This window comes from Streptomyces sp. SD15, from assembly GCF_054462255.1.
On record NZ_JBTLMO010000029.1, the window covers coordinates 92526 to 111663 of the forward strand.

19 protein-coding genes and 1 tRNA gene are annotated in these 19138 nt (G+C 69.3%); 7 read left to right on the forward strand and 13 right to left on the reverse strand.

Translation table 11 applies throughout. The annotated features are described in order from the left end of the window. Positions 1-108 precede the first annotated feature (108 nt). From galT to galK, 3 genes are read left to right on the forward strand one after another with little or no spacing between them, the layout of a single operon-like run. Entirely contained in the window at positions 109-1173 is a 1065-nt protein-coding gene (gene galT, locus ACX28W_RS26675; protein ID WP_459001994.1) for a galactose-1-phosphate uridylyltransferase, read from the forward strand. After that, positions 1170-2132 carry a UDP-glucose 4-epimerase GalE gene (galE, locus tag ACX28W_RS26680; protein ID WP_459001995.1) on the forward strand — a complete coding sequence of 321 codons (963 nt, stop codon included), beginning with the start codon at positions 1170-1172 and terminating at the stop codon, positions 2130-2132. The genes galT and galE overlap by 4 nt, the downstream gene beginning before the upstream one ends. Positions 2133-2136: 4 nt before the next feature. Beyond that, positions 2137-3279, forward strand: coding sequence for a galactokinase (gene galK / locus ACX28W_RS26685; RefSeq protein WP_459001997.1), 1143 nt, complete (start codon positions 2137-2139; stop codon positions 3277-3279). A gap of 37 nt (positions 3280-3316) precedes the next feature. On the opposite strand, the gene ACX28W_RS26690 is transcribed toward galK, so the two are convergent. After that, positions 3317-3772, reverse strand: a complete 456-nt coding sequence (locus tag ACX28W_RS26690; protein WP_459001999.1) for a GNAT family N-acetyltransferase — start codon at positions 3770-3772, stop codon at positions 3317-3319. A 256-nt stretch (positions 3773-4028) separates the two neighbouring features. Between ACX28W_RS26690 and ACX28W_RS26695 the strand changes: the two genes are divergently transcribed. Further along, positions 4029-4796, forward strand: a complete 768-nt coding sequence (locus tag ACX28W_RS26695; protein WP_459002000.1) for a LuxR C-terminal-related transcriptional regulator — start codon at positions 4029-4031, stop codon at positions 4794-4796. Here the strand turns inward: ACX28W_RS26695 and tamR are convergent. Beyond that, on the reverse strand, positions 4755-5252 hold the full coding sequence (gene tamR / locus ACX28W_RS26700) for a MarR family transcriptional regulator TamR (protein WP_459002001.1): 498 nt from the start codon (positions 5250-5252) through the stop codon (positions 4755-4757). The two genes, ACX28W_RS26695 and tamR, sit on opposite strands and share 42 nt — an antisense overlap. 118 nt (positions 5253-5370) lie before the next feature. Here tamR and ACX28W_RS26705 point away from each other — a divergent pair, with 118 nt between their 5' ends. Beyond that, positions 5371-6180: a trans-aconitate 2-methyltransferase gene (locus ACX28W_RS26705; RefSeq protein WP_459002002.1), complete on the forward strand. Its 810-nt coding sequence runs from the start codon at positions 5371-5373 to the stop codon at positions 6178-6180. 108 nt (positions 6181-6288) lie between these two features. Here the strand turns inward: ACX28W_RS26705 and ACX28W_RS26710 are convergent, their stop codons facing one another. Genes ACX28W_RS26710 through ACX28W_RS26725 form a run of 4 tightly spaced genes read right to left on the reverse strand, consistent with a single transcriptional unit; the run spans position 6289 to position 8514 of the window. Further along, entirely contained in the window at positions 6289-6537 is a 249-nt protein-coding gene (locus tag ACX28W_RS26710) for a type II toxin-antitoxin system RelE family toxin (protein ID WP_459002004.1), read from the reverse strand. Then, complete coding sequence (locus ACX28W_RS26715) at positions 6534-6785, reverse strand: type II toxin-antitoxin system Phd/YefM family antitoxin (RefSeq protein WP_459002006.1); 252 nt, start codon at positions 6783-6785, stop codon at positions 6534-6536. The genes ACX28W_RS26710 and ACX28W_RS26715 overlap by 4 nt, the downstream gene beginning before the upstream one ends. Before the next feature lie 41 nt (positions 6786-6826). Next, positions 6827-7507 (reverse strand): TetR family transcriptional regulator, encoded by a 681-nt coding sequence (locus ACX28W_RS26720; RefSeq protein WP_459002008.1) that lies wholly within the window; start codon positions 7505-7507, stop codon positions 6827-6829. Next, positions 7504-8514, reverse strand: coding sequence for an acyl-CoA desaturase (locus tag ACX28W_RS26725; protein ID WP_459002009.1), 1011 nt, complete (start codon positions 8512-8514; stop codon positions 7504-7506). Before ACX28W_RS26725 ends, ACX28W_RS26720 begins: the two co-directional genes overlap by 4 nt. 382 nt (positions 8515-8896) lie before the next feature. On the opposite strand from ACX28W_RS26725, the gene ppc reads away from it, so the two are divergent. Next, positions 8897-11629 carry a phosphoenolpyruvate carboxylase gene (gene ppc / locus ACX28W_RS26730; RefSeq protein WP_459002011.1) on the forward strand — a complete coding sequence of 911 codons (2733 nt, stop codon included), beginning with the start codon at positions 8897-8899 and terminating at the stop codon, positions 11627-11629. A gap of 51 nt (positions 11630-11680) precedes the next feature. On the opposite strand, the gene ACX28W_RS26735 is transcribed toward ppc, so the two are convergent. The 7 genes from ACX28W_RS26735 to ACX28W_RS26765 all read right to left on the reverse strand — a co-directional run bounded on the left by ACX28W_RS26735 (position 11681) and on the right by ACX28W_RS26765 (position 17477). Continuing rightward, on the reverse strand, positions 11681-12199 hold the full coding sequence (locus ACX28W_RS26735) for a hypothetical protein (protein WP_459002013.1): 519 nt from the start codon (positions 12197-12199) through the stop codon (positions 11681-11683). Positions 12200-12280: 81 nt separating this feature from the next. Then, the gene (pth, locus tag ACX28W_RS26740) at positions 12281-12901 is read right to left on the reverse strand and encodes an aminoacyl-tRNA hydrolase (protein ID WP_459002015.1); all 621 of its coding nucleotides are present in this window, start codon (positions 12899-12901) and stop codon (positions 12281-12283) included. 96 nt (positions 12902-12997) lie between these two features. Further along, positions 12998-13582 carry a 50S ribosomal protein L25/general stress protein Ctc gene (locus tag ACX28W_RS26745; protein WP_459002017.1) on the reverse strand — a complete coding sequence of 195 codons (585 nt, stop codon included), beginning with the start codon at positions 13580-13582 and terminating at the stop codon, positions 12998-13000. 229 nt (positions 13583-13811) lie between these two features. Then, complete coding sequence (locus tag ACX28W_RS26750; RefSeq protein ID WP_459002019.1) at positions 13812-14786, reverse strand: ribose-phosphate diphosphokinase; 975 nt, start codon at positions 14784-14786, stop codon at positions 13812-13814. 177 nt (positions 14787-14963) lie between these two features. Beyond that, positions 14964-16412, reverse strand: coding sequence for a bifunctional UDP-N-acetylglucosamine diphosphorylase/glucosamine-1-phosphate N-acetyltransferase GlmU (gene glmU / locus ACX28W_RS26755; protein ID WP_459002021.1), 1449 nt, complete (start codon positions 16410-16412; stop codon positions 14964-14966). Positions 16413-16528: 116 nt separating this feature from the next. Further along, positions 16529-16601, reverse strand: a tRNA-Gln gene (locus ACX28W_RS26760). Between the two features lie 15 nt (positions 16602-16616). Continuing rightward, on the reverse strand, positions 16617-17477 hold the full coding sequence (locus ACX28W_RS26765; RefSeq protein WP_459002022.1) for a hypothetical protein: 861 nt from the start codon (positions 17475-17477) through the stop codon (positions 16617-16619). 167 nt (positions 17478-17644) lie between these two features. Between ACX28W_RS26765 and ACX28W_RS26770 the strand changes: the two genes are divergently transcribed. Next, entirely contained in the window at positions 17645-18955 is a 1311-nt protein-coding gene (locus ACX28W_RS26770; RefSeq protein WP_459002023.1) for a sensor histidine kinase, read from the forward strand. The last annotated feature ends 183 nt before the right edge of the window (positions 18956-19138 follow it).

Here is a 19138-nt window from a genome sequence, read left to right on the forward strand (position 1 = left end):
ACAGACACCCCCCAAACCCCCACGGCCATTGACGTTGCTGTTGCTTTGTGGTTTGTTGTGTTTGGTTATGTTGGGTGGTTTGATGCGGTGTGGATGAGGAGTCCAGCGGTGAAGAAGACCTCGACCCGGTTGGCCGACGGTCGTGAGCTGATCTACTACGACTCACGCGACGACATGGTGCGCGACGCCGTCGACCGACGTCCGCTCGATCCGACCGTCACCACCTCCCAGGTGCGCCGGGACCCCCTGCTCGGCGACTCGGTGGCGATCGCCTCGCACCGCCAGGGGCGCACCTATCACCCCCCGGCGAACGAGTGCCCCCTGTGCCCGTCCCAGGGCGACCGGCTCAGCGAGATCCCCGACTCCTCGTACGACGTCGCGGTCTTCGAGAACCGTTTCCCGTCCCTGGCCGGTGACTCCGGCCGCTGTGAGGTCGTCTGCTTCACCTCCGACCACGACTCGTCCTTCGCCGACCTGACCGAGGAACAGGCGGGGCTCGTCCTGGAGGCGTGGACCGACCGGACCGCCGAGCTGTCCCACCTCCCCGCCGTCGAACAGGTCTTCTGCTTCGAGAACCGCGGCGCCGAGATCGGCGTCACCCTCGGCCACCCGCACGGGCAGATCTACGCCTACCCCTTCACCACCCCGCGTACGGCGCTGATGCTGCGCTCCCTCGCGGCGCACAAGGAGGCCACCGGCGGTGAGAACCTCTTCGACGAGGTCGTCGCGCGCGAACTCGCGGAGGGCGAGCGGGTCGTCCTGGCGACCGAGCACTGGGTGGCCTTCGTGCCGTACGCCGCCCACTGGCCGTACGAGGTCCACCTCTACCCGCGCCGTCGCGTGCCCGACCTGCTCGGGCTCGACGAGGACGCACGCAAAGAATTCCCTCAGGTGTATCTGGAACTCTTGAGGCGCTTCGACCGGATTTTCGGTGAGGGCGAGCCTCCGACGCCGTACATCGCCGCCTGGCACCAGGCGCCCTTCGGCGCGCTGGAGGAGTTCGAAGGCGTCAACCGGGACGACTTCGCGCTCCACCTCGAGCTTTTCACCATTCGCCGCACTTCCGGCAAGCTGAAGTTCCTCGCGGGCTCCGAGTCCGGCATGAGCGTGTTCATCAACGACGTGCCGCCGGAGTCCGCGGCCCAGCGACTGCGAGAGGTAGCGAGTTCATGAGTGGGAAGTACCTGGTCACCGGCGGCGCGGGCTATGTCGGCAGCGTCGTCGCGCAGCATCTGATCGAGGCCGGCCACGAGGTCACCGTCCTCGACAACCTTTCCACCGGCTTCCGCGAGGGCGTCCCGGCCGGGGCCTCCTTCATCGAGGGCGACATCCGCGACGCCGCCAAATGGCTGGACTCGTCGTACGACGCCGTGCTCCACTTCGCCGCGTTCTCACAGGTCGGCGAGTCCGTCGTCAAGCCCGAGAAGTACTGGGACAACAACGTCGGCGGCACGATGGCGCTGCTCGCCGCGATGCGCGAGGCGGGCGTCCGCAAGCTGGTCTTCTCGTCCACCGCGGCGACGTACGGCGAGCCGGAGCAGACCCCGATCCTCGAGTCCGCGCCGACCAAGCCCACCAACCCGTACGGCGCCTCCAAGCTCGCCGTCGACCACATGATCTCCGGTGAGGCGGCGGCGCACGGACTGGGCGCGGTCTCCCTGCGCTACTTCAACGTGGCGGGCGCGTACGGGGAGTGCGGCGAGCGGCACGACCCCGAGTCGCACCTCATTCCGCTGGTGCTCCAGGTCGCACAGGGCCGCCGGGACGCGATCTCCGTCTTCGGCGACGACTACCCGACGCCGGACGGCACCTGCATCCGCGACTACATCCACGTCGCGGACCTGGCCGAGGCCCACCTGCTCGCGGTCGAGTCCGCCACCCCCGGCGAACACCTCATCTGCAACCTCGGCAACGGCAACGGCTTCTCCGTCCGCGAGGTCATCGAGACCGTCCGCCAGGTGACCGGGCACCCGATCCCCGAGGTCATGGCCCCGCGCCGGGCCGGTGACCCGGCGGTGCTGGTCGCCTCGGCGGCGACCGCGCGCGAGCGGCTCGGCTGGAACCCGTCCCGCGCGGATCTCGCGGGGATCGTCGCGGACGCGTGGGCGTTCGCTCAGAACAGGGAGCAGTAATTCGGTGGGCGTACGCGAGGGCTTCGAAGAGCTGTACGGGGTGGAGCCGGAGGGCGTCTGGGCGGCGCCCGGCCGGGTCAACCTGATCGGCGAGTACACGGACTTCAACGAGGGGTTCGTGATGCCGCTCGCCCTGCCGCACACGGCGGTCGCGGCGGTCTCCCGCCGGGATGACGGCGTGCTGCGGCTGCACTCGGCCGACATCGAGGGGCCGGTCGTCGAGCTGCGCGTCGACGAGCTGGCGCCGCTGACGAACACCAGCTGGGCCGCGTACCCGGCGGGTGTCGTCTGGGCGCTGCGCGAGGCGGGGCACACGATCACCGGTGCCGACGTGCACCTCGCGTCGACCGTGCCGACGGGCGCGGGCCTGTCCTCTTCCGCCGCCCTCGAGGTCGTGATGGCGCTCGCCCTCAACGACCTGTACGAACTCGACCTCCCCCGGCCCGAGTTGGCCCGGCTCGCGCAGCGCGCCGAGAACGACTTCGTCGGGGTGCCCTGCGGGATCATGGACCAGACGGCGTCGGCGTGCTGCGTCGAGGGGCAGGCCCTGCACCTCGACTGCCGCGACCTGTCCATCCGCCAGGTCCCCTTCGACCTGGCCTCCCACGGGCTGGAGTTGCTGGTCGTCGACAGCCGCGTCAAGCACGCGCTGGGCGACGGCGAGTACGCCGAGCGGCGCGAAGGGTGCGAGGAGGGCGCACGGTTGCTCGGCGTCTCGCACCTGCGGGATGTCGCGTACGACGAGCTCGACGCGGCCCTCGCACGCCTCGACGACGAGCGCGTACGCCGTTACGTACGCCATGTCGTCTCGGACGATCACCGGGTGGAGCGCGTCATCGCGCTGCTGGACGCCGGTGACGTCCGGGCGATCGGCCCCGTACTCACGGACGGGCACGCCTCCCTCCGCGACGACCTGCGCATCTCCTGCGACGAGCTGGACCTGGTCGTCGCCACCGCCAACACCGCCGGCGCGCTGGGCGCCCGCATGACGGGCGGCGGCTTCGGCGGCTCGGCGATCGTGCTGGCCGAGTCCGCCGACGTGGACACGATCACCAAGGCCGTGACAGAGGCCTTCGCCGCGGCGGGCTACACGGCACCCCGGGTGTTCCCGGCGGTGCCTTCGGCGGGGGCGCGACGGGTGAGCTGAACCCCGCGATCAGCCCCACCCACCCGCACCCAAAGATTCAGCGCAGATATTTGGTCAAGGTGTACTCCGTGATCCCCGGCGGATAGTCGGGGATCACGCACACCACCTCATACCCCTGCTTCTTGTAGAACTCGGGCGCCTGGAAGTCCCATGTCTCCAGGCGGGAGCCCGTGCAGCCGCGCTCCTCACGGGCCACGCGCTCCCCCTCGGCCAGCAGCCGGGAGCCGAGCCCCGCGCCCCGGTGCCGATCGTCGACCCACAGATACGTCACGTGCAGCCACGTCGTCCAGGTGTGCCCGACCAGTCCGCCCGCGAGGGCGCCGGTGGCGTCCAAGGCCCAGATGTGGAGCGGAAGTTCCCGTTCACCAGGGGTTCCCCGCAGGGCGCGGAGAACGGGAGACGCCTGTGTGTTGGTGTCGAGCAGTCGCCGGCGGAGCAGTTCACGCCGTTCTTTGTCTACTCCTGTCTCCATACGAAACATACGACTCACCATAAACGCGCTGGCCAATCAGTTCTGCAATTTGCCTTCCCCTCCCGGCCCCCGGCCTTACTCTGTGAACAGCGCCGGTGGGGGCCGGTGCTGATCAGGGGGCGAGACAGTCGGGTACGACGCCCGAAGTGGGGGTAGCAGTTACAGCACGGCGGCGGCCGTGCGGCTGCGGTACCCCATTTCCCGGCCCGGAGTTCGGGCTCGGAACACTTCGGGTGTCGTACCTGCGCCGGTCGTCCCCCGAGCAGTGGGGGTTTCAGTGGTTCGCATTCGTGTCCTGGTCGTCGACGATCACCGCATCTTCGCCGAGTCGCTCGCCGCAGCCCTTGCCGCCGAGCCCGACGTCGATGTGTCCGCGGCCGGCAGTGGCCCCGCCGCGCTGCGCTGCCTGGACCGGGCGGCAGCGGAGGGCCGCAGATTCGACGTGCTGCTCGTGGACGCCGACCTGGGCGGAAATCTGCCCGGCGCCCGGCCCGCCGTACCCGTCCGGGAGGGCAATGAGGACGGGCTCGTCGATGGGATCTCACTCGTCGCGGGCGTCCGCGCCGGTCAGCCGAGCGTCCGCACCGTGGTCCTCGCCGAGAAGGACGATCCGCGGCGGGCGGCCCTCGCCCTGCAGGCCGGTGCCTCGGGGTGGGTCGCCAAGGACTGCTCCCTCTCGCGACTCCTCACCGTCATACGCGGTGTGCTGCGCGACGAGACCCATCTGCCGCCCGCTCTGCTCACGGGGGTCCTCAGGGAACTCACCGCCGCGCGCAAGCACCGCACCGAGAGCGAGCGGCTCGTCGAGTCGCTCACGCCCCGGGAGCGGGAAGTGCTGCGGTGCATGGTCGCGGGGCTGGGAAGGAAGGCCGTGGCCGAGCGGTTGTTCCTCTCCCCGCACACCGTCCGCACGCATATGCAGAACGTACTGGGGAAGTTGGGCGTGCATTCGACTCTCGCCGCCGTCGCCCTTGCGCGCCGGGCCGGGGTCGGGCCCGTCGACCTAGCCGGGGATGTTGTCGAACGGGGCGGTCAACTGGCGTAGCAGCGCCGCCAGTTCTGCGCGCTGGGCGCTGCTGAGCTCCGCCAGGATCGCGCGCTCCTGTTCGAGGAGTCCGGCCAGCGCCTGGTCGGCGCGGTCGCGGCCCTCGTCGGTGAGGCGGACGAGCACGCCGCGGCGGTCGCTCGGGTCGGGGAGGCGCTCCACCAGACCCTTCTTCGTCAGCCGGTCGATGCGGTTGGTCATCGTGCCGGAGGTGACGAGTGTCTGCGTGAGCAGTTGTCCGGGCGAGAGCTGATACGGCGATCCCGCGCGCCGCAGCGCGGTCAGGACGTCGAACTCCCAGGGCTCCAGGCTGTGTTCCGAGAACGCCAGCCGACGGGCGCGGTCCAGATGCCGGGCCAGCCTGCTCACCCGGCTGAGCACCTCGAGCGGTTCCACGTCGAGGTCAGGGCGCTCCCGGCGCCATGCTGCGACCAGCCGATCGACCTCGTCCTCCATGACGATCAGTGTAGTGGTTGTGTCGACGTGAAGTCTCTTGATGTGGAGTCTCTTGACGTCGAGATAATGCGGGTGTGACTGTGGAGACGTTCGGATGTGAATGCGAGGAGGCCCACCCATGTCCACGCCCACCTGGGACCCGAACCAGTACCTGCGCCACGCGGACCACCGCGCCCGCCCCTTCGCCGACCTCCTCTCCCGGGTCCCGGCCCTGCCCGCGGACCCGGCCCGCATCGCCGACCTCGGCTGCGGCCCCGGAAACGTCACCGTCCAGCTCGCCGAATCCTGGCCCACCGCCCACATCACCGGCTACGACAACTCCCCGGAGATGCTCGCCAGGACCGAGGAGTACACCGGTCGCACGCCGGGCGGCGGCCGGCTCGACTTCGCCCACGCCGACCTCGCGAACTGGGTGCCCCCGGAGACGTACGACCTGATCGTCTCGAACGCGGCGCTCCAGTGGGTGCCGGGCCACCTGGACGCCTTCCCCCGCTGGCTCGACGCGCTCGCCCCCGGCGGCACCTTCGCCTTCCAGGTCCCCCACAACATCGACGCACCCCTGCACGCCCTGATGCGCGAACTCGCCGCCTCCGCCCGCTGGAAGGACCTCCTCGGCGACGTACTGCGGCGCGAGGACTCCGTCCATGACCCGCTCGTCTACCTGGACCGGCTGACCCGCCTCGGCTGCGCGGTGGACGTCTGGGAGACGACGTACCTGCAGGTCCTGGCGGGCGATGATCCGGTGCTGGACTGGGTCAAGGGCACCGGCCTGCGCCCCGCCCTCACCGCGCTGGCGGACGACCCGGAGGCCCGGGACGCCTTCCTGACCGAGTACCGGGACCTGCTCCGGGACGCCTATCCGGCGGCCCCGTACGGCACGGTGCTGCCGTTCCGCCGACTGTTCGCCGTGGCACGGAAGGGGGCCTGAGGCCCGATGCCGGAGCGGCGGTCACCTGGGACGACGCTCTCCCGGGCCACCGCCGCTTCTACTCCGAGGATCCGGTGGGTGATCGGCTGGAGTTCCTGGAGCCGGTCCTCAGGGCGTACGGCCCAGGTGCGTGACGAGGATGTGGATGACGTCGTCGTCGATGACGTACAGAACCCGGTAGTCGCCGACGCGGAGTCGTCGGATGTCCGGACCGTAGGCAGTGGAGTTCGTGGGGCGCGGTGTTTCGGCGAGGGCGTCGACGCCTTCATAGACGGCAGCGAGTCCGGCCGGGTCGTCCTTGAGGAACCGCACGGCCGCGTCTGTGGCACTCGGTTCCCAGATGATGCGGTAGGTCACGGACGCAGCCCCAGGATGCGTCCGACTTCCTCATGAGGGATGCCCTCTCCGAGCGTGCCCTCGGCCTTGCGCCGCTGGTAATCGGCGACCGCCAGGGCGTCTTCGAGATCCTCTATCACGTGCGGAGATACGAGAAGCGCGGCCACGTGACCGTGGTCGGTGAGGGCGATGGTCTCCCGGCCGTGAGCCGCACGGCGGACCAGGTCACCGAGCTGGGAGCGGGCCGCGCTGATCGGAATCTCAGTCATGCATACATGGTTCCACAAGGTGAATCTTTGCGTCTATTGATTCAGTTCTTCCGGCGCCCTATCAAGTGCGGCTTCGCCTCCAAGCCGTCCAGCCCGTGCCACGCCAGATTCACCAGATGCGCCGCGACCTCCGCCTTACGGGGCTTGCGGACGTCGAGCCACCACTGGCCGGTCAGGGCGACCATGCCGACCAGGGCCTGGGCGTACAGCGGGGCCAGCTTCGGGTCGAAGCCGCGGCTCTTGAACTCGCGGCCCAGGATGTCCTCCACCTGGGTGGCGATGTCCGAGATGAGAGACGCGAAGGAACCCGTCGACTGAGGGATGGGGGAGTCGCGGACCAGGATGCGGAAGCCGTCCGTGTACTCCTCGATGTAGTCCAGGAGAGCGAACGCGGCCTGCTCGCACAGCTCGCGGGGGTGCCCGGCGGTGAGGGAGCTGGTCACCATGTCCAGCAGGCGCCGCATCTCGCGGTCCACCACCACCGCGTACAGGCCCTCCTTGCCGCCGAAGTGTTCGTACACGACGGGCTTGGAGACCCCGGCCTTCGCCGCGATCTCCTCCACCGACGTGCCCTCGAAGCCCTTGGCCGCGAACAGGGTGCGGCCGATCTCCAGCAGCTGCTGACGGCGCTCGGCGCCGGTCATGCGGGTGCGGCGCGCACGCCGCGGCTTTTCACTGCTGCTCGGGGTGCTGCTGGAGTCGGTCGCCACGCTGTCAATCATGCCGCGTCGGCGGTTTCCGTCTTGCGGCGGGAGCCCGACCCGTCCGTGTTGCGACGGGAATCGATACGCGAGCGTGACGGCCAGCGCACGTCGTACGCCCAGCCGAGCTGCTCGCACCAGCGGATGATCCGGGCCGAGGAGTCGATCTGGCCGCGCTCCACGCCGTGCCGCGCCGAGGTCGGGTCGGCGTGGTGCAGGTTGTGCCAGGACTCACCGCAGGACAGCACAGCCAGCCACCACACGTTGCCCGAGCGGTCGCGCGACTTGAAGGGACGCTTGCCCACCGCGTGGCAGATCGAGTTGATCGACCAGGTGACGTGATGGAGCAGCGCCACTCGAACGAGTGAGCCCCAGAAGAAACCGGTGAACGCACCCCACCAGGACATCGTCACCAGACCGCCGATCAGCGCCGGGAGCGCGAGCGACAGCATGGTCCAGTAGATGAAGTGGCGGGAGATCGCGCGGATCGCCGGATCCTTGATCAGGTCGGGGGCGTACTTCTCCTGCGACGTCCGCTCCTCGTCGAACATCCAGCCGATGTGGGCCCACCACAGGCCCTTCATCAGCGCCGGAACCGTCTCGCCGTAACGCCACGGCGAATGCGGGTCGCCCTCCGCGTCGGAGAACTTGTGGTGCTTGCGGTGGTCGGCGACCCAGCGGACCAGGGGGCCCTCGACCGCCATCGACCCCGCGATCGCGACCGCGATCCGCAGCGGGCGTTTCGCCTTGAAGGAACCGTGGGTGAAGTAGCGGTGGTAGCCGATCGTGACGCCGTGGCAACCCAGGTAGTAGAAGAACACCAGCAGGCCGATGTCCAGCCAGCTCACACCCCAGCCCCAGGCCAGCGGCACCGCCGCGAGCAGGGCGAGGAACGGGACGGCGATGAAGAGGAGAAGCGTGACCTGTTCGAGTGACCCCTTCTTCTCGCCGCCCAGCGTGGCGGAGGTGAGTGAGCCGGCGTTGTTCGCCTGCGGGGCATCGTCGATCACATCGGAGCTCGTGGGCATGGGCGTCCCCTGTGGGTTCGAGGGTGGGGAGAGGCGGAGACAAGTGAAGCGGAGCGAAGCGCAGGGAAGGGGAGAAGAGGGCCGGATGTCGGTCCCAGGGTCCTCCCGGTGTGTGAAGGGAGACCCTACGCTTGCGTAACCTACGGCATCGTAAGTATGGCAGGGCGTAGCTCGGCGGCAAGAGCCCGTGAGCCTGCGCGTCCGCATGGAGACCTATCCTTGGAGTCGGTCGGACAGCGCGGTCCGTTCTGTTTTCTTCCCGGATGCCACGTCCCTATGCGGCACCCGCCGCGCGGTCGCCACCCGGGTTCCCTCCCAGAAGAGCTTCAGACGAGCTTCCACACTCTTCAGACGAGCTTCAACACTGCAAGGAGCCGCACCTGTGAGCAGTGCCGACGACCAGACCACGACGACCAGCAGCGAGCTGCGCGCCGACATCAGGCGCCTGGGTGATCTGCTGGGTGAGACCCTCGTCCGGCAGGAGGGGCCCGAGCTCCTGGAACTGGTCGAGAAGGTCCGCCGCCTGACCCGCGAGGACGGTGAGGCCGCCGCCGAGCTGCTGCGCGGCACAGAGCTGGAGACCGCGGCCAAGCTGGTCCGCGCCTTTTCCACGTACTTCCATCTGGCGAATGTCACCGAGCAGGTGCACCGCGGGCGCGAACTGCGCGCCAAGCGGGCCGCCGAGGGCGGACTCCTCGCCCGTACGGCCGACCGGCTCAAGGACGCCGACCCCGAACACCTGCGCGCGACGGTCAAGAACCTCAATGTGCGCCCGGTGTTCACGGCGCACCCGACGGAGGCCGCCCGCCGCTCGGTCCTCAACAAGCTGCGCCGTATCGCCGCGCTGCTGGAGACCCCGGTCATCGAGTCCGACCGCCGCCGCTACGACACCCGGCTGGCCGAGAACATCGACCTCGTGTGGCAGACGGACGAGCTGCGGGTCGTCCGCCCCGAGCCCGCCGACGAGGCCCGCAACGCCATCTACTACCTGGACGAGCTGCACGCCGGCGCCGTCGGGGACGTACTCGAGGACCTCACCGCCGAGCTGGAGCGCGTCGGCGTGACGCTGCCCGAGGAGACCCGGCCGCTCACCTTCGGCACCTGGATCGGCGGCGACCGCGACGGCAACCCGAACGTCACCCCGGCCGTCACCTGGGACGTCCTCATCCTCCAGCACGAGCACGGCATCAACGACGCGCTCGACCTCATCGACGAGCTGCGCGGCTTCCTGTCGAACTCGATCCGCTACACCGGCGCCACCGAAGAACTCCTCGAGTCCCTCCGGACCGACCTGGAGCGCCTCCCCGAGATCAGCCCCCGCTACAAGCGCCTCAACGCCGAGGAGCCCTACCGGCTGAAGGCGACGGCGATCCGGCAGAAGCTGGAGAACACCAAGCAACGCCTCGCCAAGGGCACCCCGCACGAGCCCGGCGGCGACTACCTCGGCACCGCCGAACTCCTGCGCGACCTCACCCTGATCCAGACCTCGCTGCGCGCACACCGCGGCGCCCTGTTCGCCGACGGCCGCATGAACCGTACGATCCGTACGCTCGCCGCCTTCGGCCTGCAGCTCGCCACCATGGACGTACGCGAACACGCGGACGCCCACCACCACGCCCTCGGCCAGCTGTTCGACCGCCTCGGCGAGGAGTCGTGGCGCTACGCCGACATGCCCCGCGACTACCGCGCCAAGCTCCTCGCCAAGGAACTGCGCTCCCGGCGGCCGCTGGCCCCGACCCCGGCGCCGGTCGACGCCGCCGGTGAGAAGACCATCGGCGTCTTCCAGACGGTCAAGCGGGCCCTGGAGGTCTTCGGGCCCGAGGTCATCGAGTCGTACATCATCTCGATGTGCCAGGGCGCCGACGACGTGTTCGCCGCCGCCGTCCTCGCACGCGAGGCCGGTCTGCTCGACCTGCACGGCGGCTGGGCGAAGATCGGCATCGTGCCGCTCCTGGAGACGACGGACGAGCTCAAGGCCGCCGACACCATCCTGGAGGACATGCTCTCCGACCCCTCCTACCGGCGGCTCGTGGCGCTGCGCGGGGACGTCCAGGAGGTCATGCTCGGCTACTCCGACTCCTCCAAGTTCGGCGGCATCACCACCTCGCAGTGGGAGATCCACCGCGCCCAGCGGCGCCTGCGCGACGTCGCCCACCGCTACGGCGTACGCCTCAGGCTCTTCCACGGCCGCGGCGGCACGGTCGGCCGTGGCGGCGGCCCGTCCCACGACGCGATCCTCGCGCAGCCCTGGGGCACGCTGGAGGGCGAGATCAAGGTGACCGAGCAGGGCGAGGTCATCTCCGACAAGTACCTGGTGCCCTCGCTGGCCAGGGAGAACCTCGAGCTCACGGTCGCCGCCACGCTCCAGGCATCCGCCCTGCACACCTCCCCGCGCCAGTCCGACGAGGCGCTGGCCCGCTGGGACGCGGCGATGGACGTGGTGTCCGACGCGGCCCACTCCGCCTACCGCCGACTGGTCGAGGACCCGGACCTCCCGGCGTACTTCTTCGCCGCCACCCCCGTGGACCAGCTCGCCGACCTGCACCTGGGCTCGCGGCCTTCGCGCCGCCCCGACTCCGGCGCCGGCCTGGACGGACTGCGGGCCATTCCGTGGGTGTTCGGCTGGACCCAGTCGCGGCAGATCGTGCCGGGCTGGTTCGGCGTCGGCTCCGGCCTCAAGGCGCTGCGCGAAGCCGGTCTCGACACCGTGCTCGACGAGATGCACGAGCAGTGGCACTTCTTCCGCAACTTCCTCTCCAACGTCGAGATGACGCTGGCCAAGACGGACCTGCGGATCGCCACCCACTACGTCGACACCCTCGTCCCGGACGAGCTCAAGCACGTGTTCGACACGATCCGCGCCGAGCACGAGCTGACCGTCCGCGAGGTGCTGCGGGTGACGGGCGGTGAGAAGCTCCTGGACACCAACCCCGTGCTCCAGCAGACCTTCTCGATCCGTGACGCCTACCTGGACCCGATCTCCTACCTCCAGGTCGCGCTGCTCAAGCGCCAGCGCGACGAGGCGGCTGCCGGTGCGGAGCCCGACCCGCTGCTGTCGCGCGCACTGCTCCTGACGGTCAACGGTGTGGCGGCGGGACTGCGCAACACCGGCTGAGTACGTGCGAAGGCGCCCCCGTTGCCCGGGGGCGCCTCCGCTTCTTGCAGGTCACAAGGCCACGAACGTCGCCGTCAGCAGGGCGATCCCCGCCCCCGCCAGCACCCACGCCGCCCGCGTGAGCCGCAGACCGCCCGCGACCACCACCGAGGCGAGCAGCAGGGCGCCGCCGAGGGGAACCCAGGCGTAGAGGAGTCCGGCAGGGCCGGTGCGGACGACGTCACTGCTGCCGGGCTTCACCGTGACCGTGTACGTCTGCCCCTTCTTCACCGCGACCGGCTCCTCGATGGTGACCCGGGCCCGCGCCCGCGAACCCTCCGAGGTCGGCGCGTACGGCCCCGTGCAGATGTCACCGGAGCACGCCCGCACGGTCATCGTCCCCTGCTCCCGGCCCTTGCTCAGCATCACGTGCTGGGCGGTGCCCCAGGAACCCCAGACACCCGCGATCAGGATCAGCACCACGACCGCACCCATCGCCGCGAGCCGCCCGAACCGCAGCGCCGTGTGAGTGTTCTTGGCGCTTTTGGGGGCGGCGCGGCGGGAAGCGGTGGCAGGCATGGCGGGGATCATTGGCCATGGCTGTGCACCCGGTCAACCCCGGGCAGGTTCCGGCGGGGGACAAGTCGGCAGTTGTACGAGTACATCGACCGCCTACGAGTTGTACGTGCCCTGCGCCCGCTCCAGTCCCTCGATGACGAGGCACTCCACGGCGTCCGACGCCCGGTCCACGAAGTAGTCCAGCTCCTTGCGCTCCGCCGACGCGAAGTCCTTGAGCACGAAGTCGGAGACCTGCATACGCCCCGGAGGGCGCCCGATACCGAAGCGCACCCGGTGGTAGTCCGGGCCCATCGCCTTCGTCATGGACTTGAGCCCGTTGTGCCCGTTGTCGCCGCCGCCGAACTTCAGACGCAGCACGCCGTAGTCGATGTCCAGCTCGTCGTGGATCGCGACGATGTTCGCCGTCGGCACCTTGTAGAAGTCCCGCAGCGCGGTCACCGGGCCACCGGACAGGTTCATGTACGACATCGGCTTGGCCAGAATCACGCGGCGGTTCGCCGGACCGGGCGGGCCGATGCGTCCCTCGATCACCTGCGCCTGCGCCTTCCCGGCCCGCTTGAACTTGCCGCCGATCCGCTCCGCCAGCAGGTCGGCGACCATGAAGCCCACGTTGTGCCGGTTCATGGCGTACTCGGGGCCGGGATTGCCGAGGCCCACGATCAGCCAGGGGGTGCCCGCGTCGGTTGTCTCGGTGGTCACGTCCGTGTCTCCCATGTGTCCTTGATACGCGCCAGCCGCCGCTCCTGGTGGGAACGGCGGCTGACAACTGAGATTCCGGGGGAATCGGGCGATGCCGATTCAGTGGGGGAATCAGGCCTCGGCGGAAGCCTCGCCCGCCTCCGCGGGGGCCTCTTCCGCCTGGGCGGCCAGGACCTGGAGGACGACCGCGTCCTCGTCGATCGCCAGCGTGGTGCCCTCGGGGAGCGGGATGTCCTTGGCGAGGATGGCGGCGCCGGCCTCGAGGCCCGCGATGGAGACGGTGACCGACTCGGGGATGTGGGTGGCCTCGGCCTCGACGGTCAGCGTGCTCAGCACGTGCTCGAGCAGGTAGGCGCCCGGGGCCAGCTCGCCCTCGGTGTGGACGTAGACCTCGACGTTGACCTTCTCGCCGCGCTTCACGAGGAGCAGGTCGACGTGCTCGAGGAAGCCCTTGATCGCGTCGCGCTGCACGGCCTTCGGGATGGCCAGCTGGGTCTTGCCCTCGATGTCCAGGGTGAGCAGGACGTTCGGGGTACGCAGGGCGAGCTGCAGCTCGTGGCCCGGCAGCGTGATGTGGACGGGCTCGGCGCCGTGGCCGTAGACGACCGCGGGAACCTTGCTGTCACGGCGGATGCGGCGGGCGGCGCCCTTGCCGAACTCGGTGCGGGTCTCGGCGGCGAGCTTGACCTCGGACATGTTCACTCCTCGTAGAAATCTGGGGAAGGTGGTCACCCGGCCAAACCATCGGCCTGCTACGAAGAGCGCGTCGATAACGGATCGCCGCACACGCTTCTCAAAGCGGTACGGCCTCCCTCGCCGAGCAACTTGAGCAGTCTACTCGGCAGGAAGGCCACACCCAAAAGGATCTCTACTGCAGAGTCTCTACCGCAGGGTCTCTACCGCAGAGGTCTCTACTGCTTGGTGCCTACTGCTCCTCGAAGAGGCTCGTCACCGAACCGTCCTCGAAGACCTCGCGTACCGCGTTGGCGATCGTCGGCGCGATCGACAGCACCGTGATCTTGTCGAGCTCCAGCTCGCCCGGGGTCGGCAGGCTGTTCGTGAAGATGAACTCGCTGACCTTGGAGTTCTTCAGACGGTCGGCGGCCGGGCCGGAGAGCACACCGTGCGTGGCGGTGACGATGACGTCCTCGGCGCCGTGCGCGAACAGGGCGTCGGCGGCGGCGCAGATCGTGCCACCGGTGTCGATCATGTCGTCGACCAGGACACAGACGCGGCCCTTCACGTCACCGACGACCTCGTGGACGGTGACCTGGTTGGCGATGTCCTTGTCGCGGCGCTTGTGCACGATCGCGAGGGGGGCGTCGAGACGGTCGCACCAGCGGTCGGCGACGCGCACGCGCCCGGCGTCGGGGGAGACGACGGTGAGCTTCGCCCTGTCGACCTTCGCACCCACGTAGTCCGCGAGGATCGGCAGCGCGAAGAGGTGGTCGACCGGGCCGTCGAAGAAGCCCTGGATCTGGTCGGTGTGCAGGTCGACCGTGAGGATGCGGTCGGCACCGGCCGTCGCCATCAGGTCGGCGATCAGACGCGCCGAGATCGGTTCACGTCCGCGGTGCTTCTTGTCCTGCCGCGCGTAACCGTAGAAGGGCACGATCACGGTGATGCTCCGCGCGGAGGCCCGCTTCAGAGCGTCGATCATGATCAACTGCTCCATGATCCACTTGTTGATCGGAGCCGTGTGGCTCTGCATCAGGAAGCAGTCGGCGCCGCGGGCGGACTCCTCGTAGCGAATGTAGATCTCGCCGTTCGCGAAGTCGAAGGCCTTCGTCGGGACGACCCCGACACCCAGCTGGTGGGCGACCTCCTCGGCAAGCTCGGGGTGGGCGCGGCCGGAGAAGAACATCATCTTCTTCACGCCGGTCGTCTTGATCCCGGTCACAGCACTGTCTCCTCAGAGGTGTCTCAGCTGGGGTGCGAGTGGACGCTCTCGGCCGCATGCGGGCTGCGCTGACGTGCTGCGCAGCCTGCCGTGCAACGTGTTGTGAGAGGTCGTCTCAGCTGGGGGTGCGGGTGTGCATCTATCACGGTACGCCGTGTAGGACGCACCTGTTTTTGGTCAGGCTTCGCCTTCCGGTTCCCGGGACGCCACTTCCGCCGCCTTCGCGGCCGCGCTCCCCGGGCGCTTGCGGGCCACCCAACCCTCGATATTCCGCTGCTGGCCACGGGCCACGGCCAGTGAACCGGGCGGCACGTCCTTGGTGATGACCGAGCCCGCGGCGGTGTACGCGCCGTCCCCGACCGTGACAGGCGCCACAAACATGTTGTCCGAACCGGTACGGCAGTGCGAGCCGACCGTGGTGTGGTGCTTGTCCTGTCCGTCGTAGTTCACGAAGACGCTGGCGGCGCCGATGTTGGAGTACTCGCCGATCGTCGCGTCCCCCACGTAGGACAGATGCGGGACCTTGGTCCCCTCGCCGATCGTCGCGTTCTTCGTCTCGACATACGTGCCGACCTTGGCCTTGAGACCGAGGCGGGTACCGGGACGGAGGTAGGCGTACGGGCCGACGTTGGCCTGCGGGCCGACCTCGGCGCTGTCGGCGACGGTGTTGTCGATCCGGGCGCCGGCGCCGACCTTCGTGTCCTTGAGCCGCGAGTTGGGGCCGACCTCGGCGCCCTCGCCGATGTGCGTGGCACCCTGCAACTGCGTCCCCGGGTGCACGATCGCGTCCTGCTCGAAACCGACGGTCACGTCGATCCAGGTGGTGGCCGGATCGACGACGGTGACGCCGGCGAGCATGGCCTGATTCAGTAGCCGGTCGTTCAGAATCCGACGGGCCTCGGAGAGCTGGACGCGGTTGTTGATGCCGGCGATCTCACGGTGGTCGGCGGCGACGGAGGCGCCCACGCGATGCCCGGCCTCGCGCAGGATCCCCAGCACGTCCGTGAGGTACTCCTCACCCTGACTGTTGTCCGTACGCACCTTGCCGAGCGCGTCGGCGAGCAACTGCCCGTCGAAGGCGAAGACCCCCGAGTTGATCTCGCGGATCGCGCGCTGCGTCTCGTCGGCGTCCTTGTGCTCGACGATCGCGGTGACCGCGCCGCTGGTGGCGTCCCGCACGATACGGCCGTACCCGGTCGCGTCCGGGACCTCGGCGGTGAGGACGGTGACGGCGTTGCCGTCGGCGGTGTGGGTGGCGGCGAGATGCTTGAGCGTCTCGCCGCTGAGCAGCGGGGTGTCGCCGCAGACCACGACGACGGTCCCGTCGACGCGCCCGCCCAGCTCCTCCAGGCCCATCCGTACGGCGTGCCCGGTCCCGTTCTGCTCGGCCTGCACGGCTGTCCGTACGCCGGGGTCGATCTCGGCGAGGTGCGCGGTGACCTTCTCGCGGGCGTGACCCACCACGACGACCAGGTTCTCGGGCTCCAACTCGCGCGCGGCGGCGAGCACATGGCCGACGAGGGAGCGGCCGCAGATGTCGTGCAGGACCTTGGGTGTGGCCGACTTCATACGGGTGCCCTCACCCGCTGCGAGTACGACGACGGCTGCCGGGCGATTGGCGCTCACGGGTATGCCCTTCGGCTTCGGATGGCTGGGGTGTGGACATCCGCAGGATACCGGGGGGTTTCAGGGGGGACATGAGAGCGGGCCCTGACTTGGCTGTCAGGGCCCGCTCTTCGCAGCTCCGCCGCTAGGACTCGAACCTAGACCGAACACCTCCAAAGGGTGCCGTGCTGCCAATTACACTACGGCGGATCGCTGCGTCAGACCTTACCTGAGCCGAGCCTCCGCGTCGGCGGTAATCCCCTTCCACCAGCCTTCGATGCGGCAGTACAGTTCGGCGCTCTGCAGCACTCGGATGACGAGGCAGCCGTGGTAATCGAGGCCGGTGTTCTTGCGGACGGTCTTCGGGTTGTGCTTCTTCAATGTCGGCTTCTGGAAGATCGAGGCATCGACTGAGGCCAGGTCGGCCCAGTAGCGCTGTGCGGCATCCACATCGGCGGATTCATGGATGAGAACCGTGTACCGCAGGCGCTCCGACGTGACCCCGAGAAGGGTGAGCCAGGCCAGGTAAGTCCGGATCACACCGGGGTCGCTGTTGACGAAGACAACTCGCTCGCGACGGGCATACGGCTTGCTCTTCGAGCCCTCAGCCCAGTAGAGCGCGACCCCGGCGATGAACAGTTCCCGGTCGGACAGCTGGCCGATTTCCGTGGCTGCTGCCTGTTTGGTTGCTTCGCGATCTCGATCCTGGGCTGCGCGCAGATGCGCGAGCCCCTCGTTCATGAGGGCTTGTTGTTCCTCCGGTGTGTAGCGCGGCTCCGGCTTCGGCAGATCCCGTACCCACAGTGAGATCGAGCTCTTCGAGCAGCCCAGCTCCACCTGGATCCGGTCGTAGGTCCAGCCCTGGAGCCGTAGCTCTCGGGCTCGCGTGCGGAGGTCGTCCTTCGCGTTCGGGCGCTTGGTCCAGTCAGGGGGCGGTTCGCCTTTCACCAGCTGGTTCAGGATGTCGTTGTTGAAGATCTTCAGTTCGTCGCGGATCTGCCGAAGGCTCAGCCCCGCCCGCCGCAGCGCCACCGCCCGCTCCCGCAGCCCCTCGAAATCCGCGTACTTGCTCTGTGGATGTGCCATAGGCATACCGTCCAGCCGGAATGTGATCTTCCGGGGTCGAACGGTGATCGATTCAACAGTTCGAGGGATATCGGCAGGTTTCGCTTCTGTTCGATGGCAGGGTGTGGTGTAGGCCAGTACCCGAAACTCACCGGAAATGGGGCGGCCGGCGACCGTAGGCTGGAGGCATGACCACGACGGGGGAAGAGCACACCGCGGCCGGGATCGGGCCGTGGTGGTGGGTCAGGCGGCGCGGCGCGGTACTCGACGCGAGCCTCGCACTGGTGTCGGCGGCCGAGTGCGCGACGGAGGGGATCCGGTTTGCGCAGGACGCGGGGCTGCCGGTTCCGGTGGGGATGGGGTTCGGGCTGTTCGCCGGGGCCGCGCTGCTGTTGCGGCGGCGCTGGCCGATCGCCGTCGTACTGGTGTCGATCGCCATCACCCCCGCTCAGATGGGCTTCGTGATGGGGCTCGTCGGGCTGTACACGCTCGCCGCGTCCGAGCTGCCGCGGCGGATCATCGGGGCGCTCGCGGGGATGTCCTTCGCCGGGATGCTCATCGTGACGTTCGTGCGGGCGCATCAGGAAATCGTGCGCGGGGACGTGGCGATGGGGGACTGGTTCGTCCCCTTCGCCTCCATCGCGACCGCCATCGGCATGACCGCTCCGCCCGTCCTGCTCGGGCTGTACGTCGGGGCGCGGCGGCGGCTGATGGAGAGCCTGCGGGAGCGGGCGGACTCGTTGGAGCGGGAGTTGCAGCTGCTCGCCGAGCGAGCCGAGGAGCGGGCGGAGTGGGCGCGGAACGAGGAGCGGACGAGGATCGCTCGAGAGATGCATGACGTGGTTGCGCACCGGGTGTCGTTGATGGTCGTGCATGCGGCGGCTCTTCAGGCGGTGGCCCGGAAGGATCCCGAGAAGGCCGTGAAGAACGCGGCGCTGGTGGGGGACATGGGCCGCCAGGCGCTGACCGAGCTGCGCGAGATGCTGGGAGTGCTGCGGACGGGGGAGGGGCGGGCCGTGTGGGTGCAGCCGGTGCCGCTGGCCGCCGTGGGCGTGGCCGCGGCCGCCGCGGCGTCGCGGGCGGCCGAGGATCCGGCGGACGGGCCCAGCCTCGCCGAGCTGGACGAGCTTGTCGGGCAGTCGGCGGCGGCGGGGATGGTGGTCGAGCTGTCGGTGGACGGTGATGTGCGGATGTACGCGCCGGAGGTCGAGCAGACGGCGTACCGGGTCGTCCAGGAAGCGCTGACCAACGTCCACAAGCACGCGGCGGGCGCGAAGACGCATGTGCGGCTCGCGCACCGGGTCGCGGAGATCGCGATGCAGGTCGAGAACGAGTGTCCGCCCGAGCCGGGTTCGGCGTCCGATGTGCATCTGCCCAGCGGCGGCAACGGGCTGCTGGGCATGAAGGAGCGGGTCGCCGCGTTGGGGGGCGTCTTCGTGTCCGGGCCCACGGACGCGGGCGGGTTCCGGGTGTCGGCGGTGATTCCGGCAGAGGCATGAGCGGGGTGGGGGCCGGGCCTTTTTGTTCGCCCCCGCCGCCCCTACCCTCCCCCAAGCTCTCGGCTTCGCTCGAGCAGGGGGGACCCCCATCGTCCCCTGGGGGCTGCCGCCCCCAGACCCCCGTTCGGCCTGGACGGCCTCGTCCTCAAACGCCGGACGGGCTGAAAGATCAAGCCCCGGCCG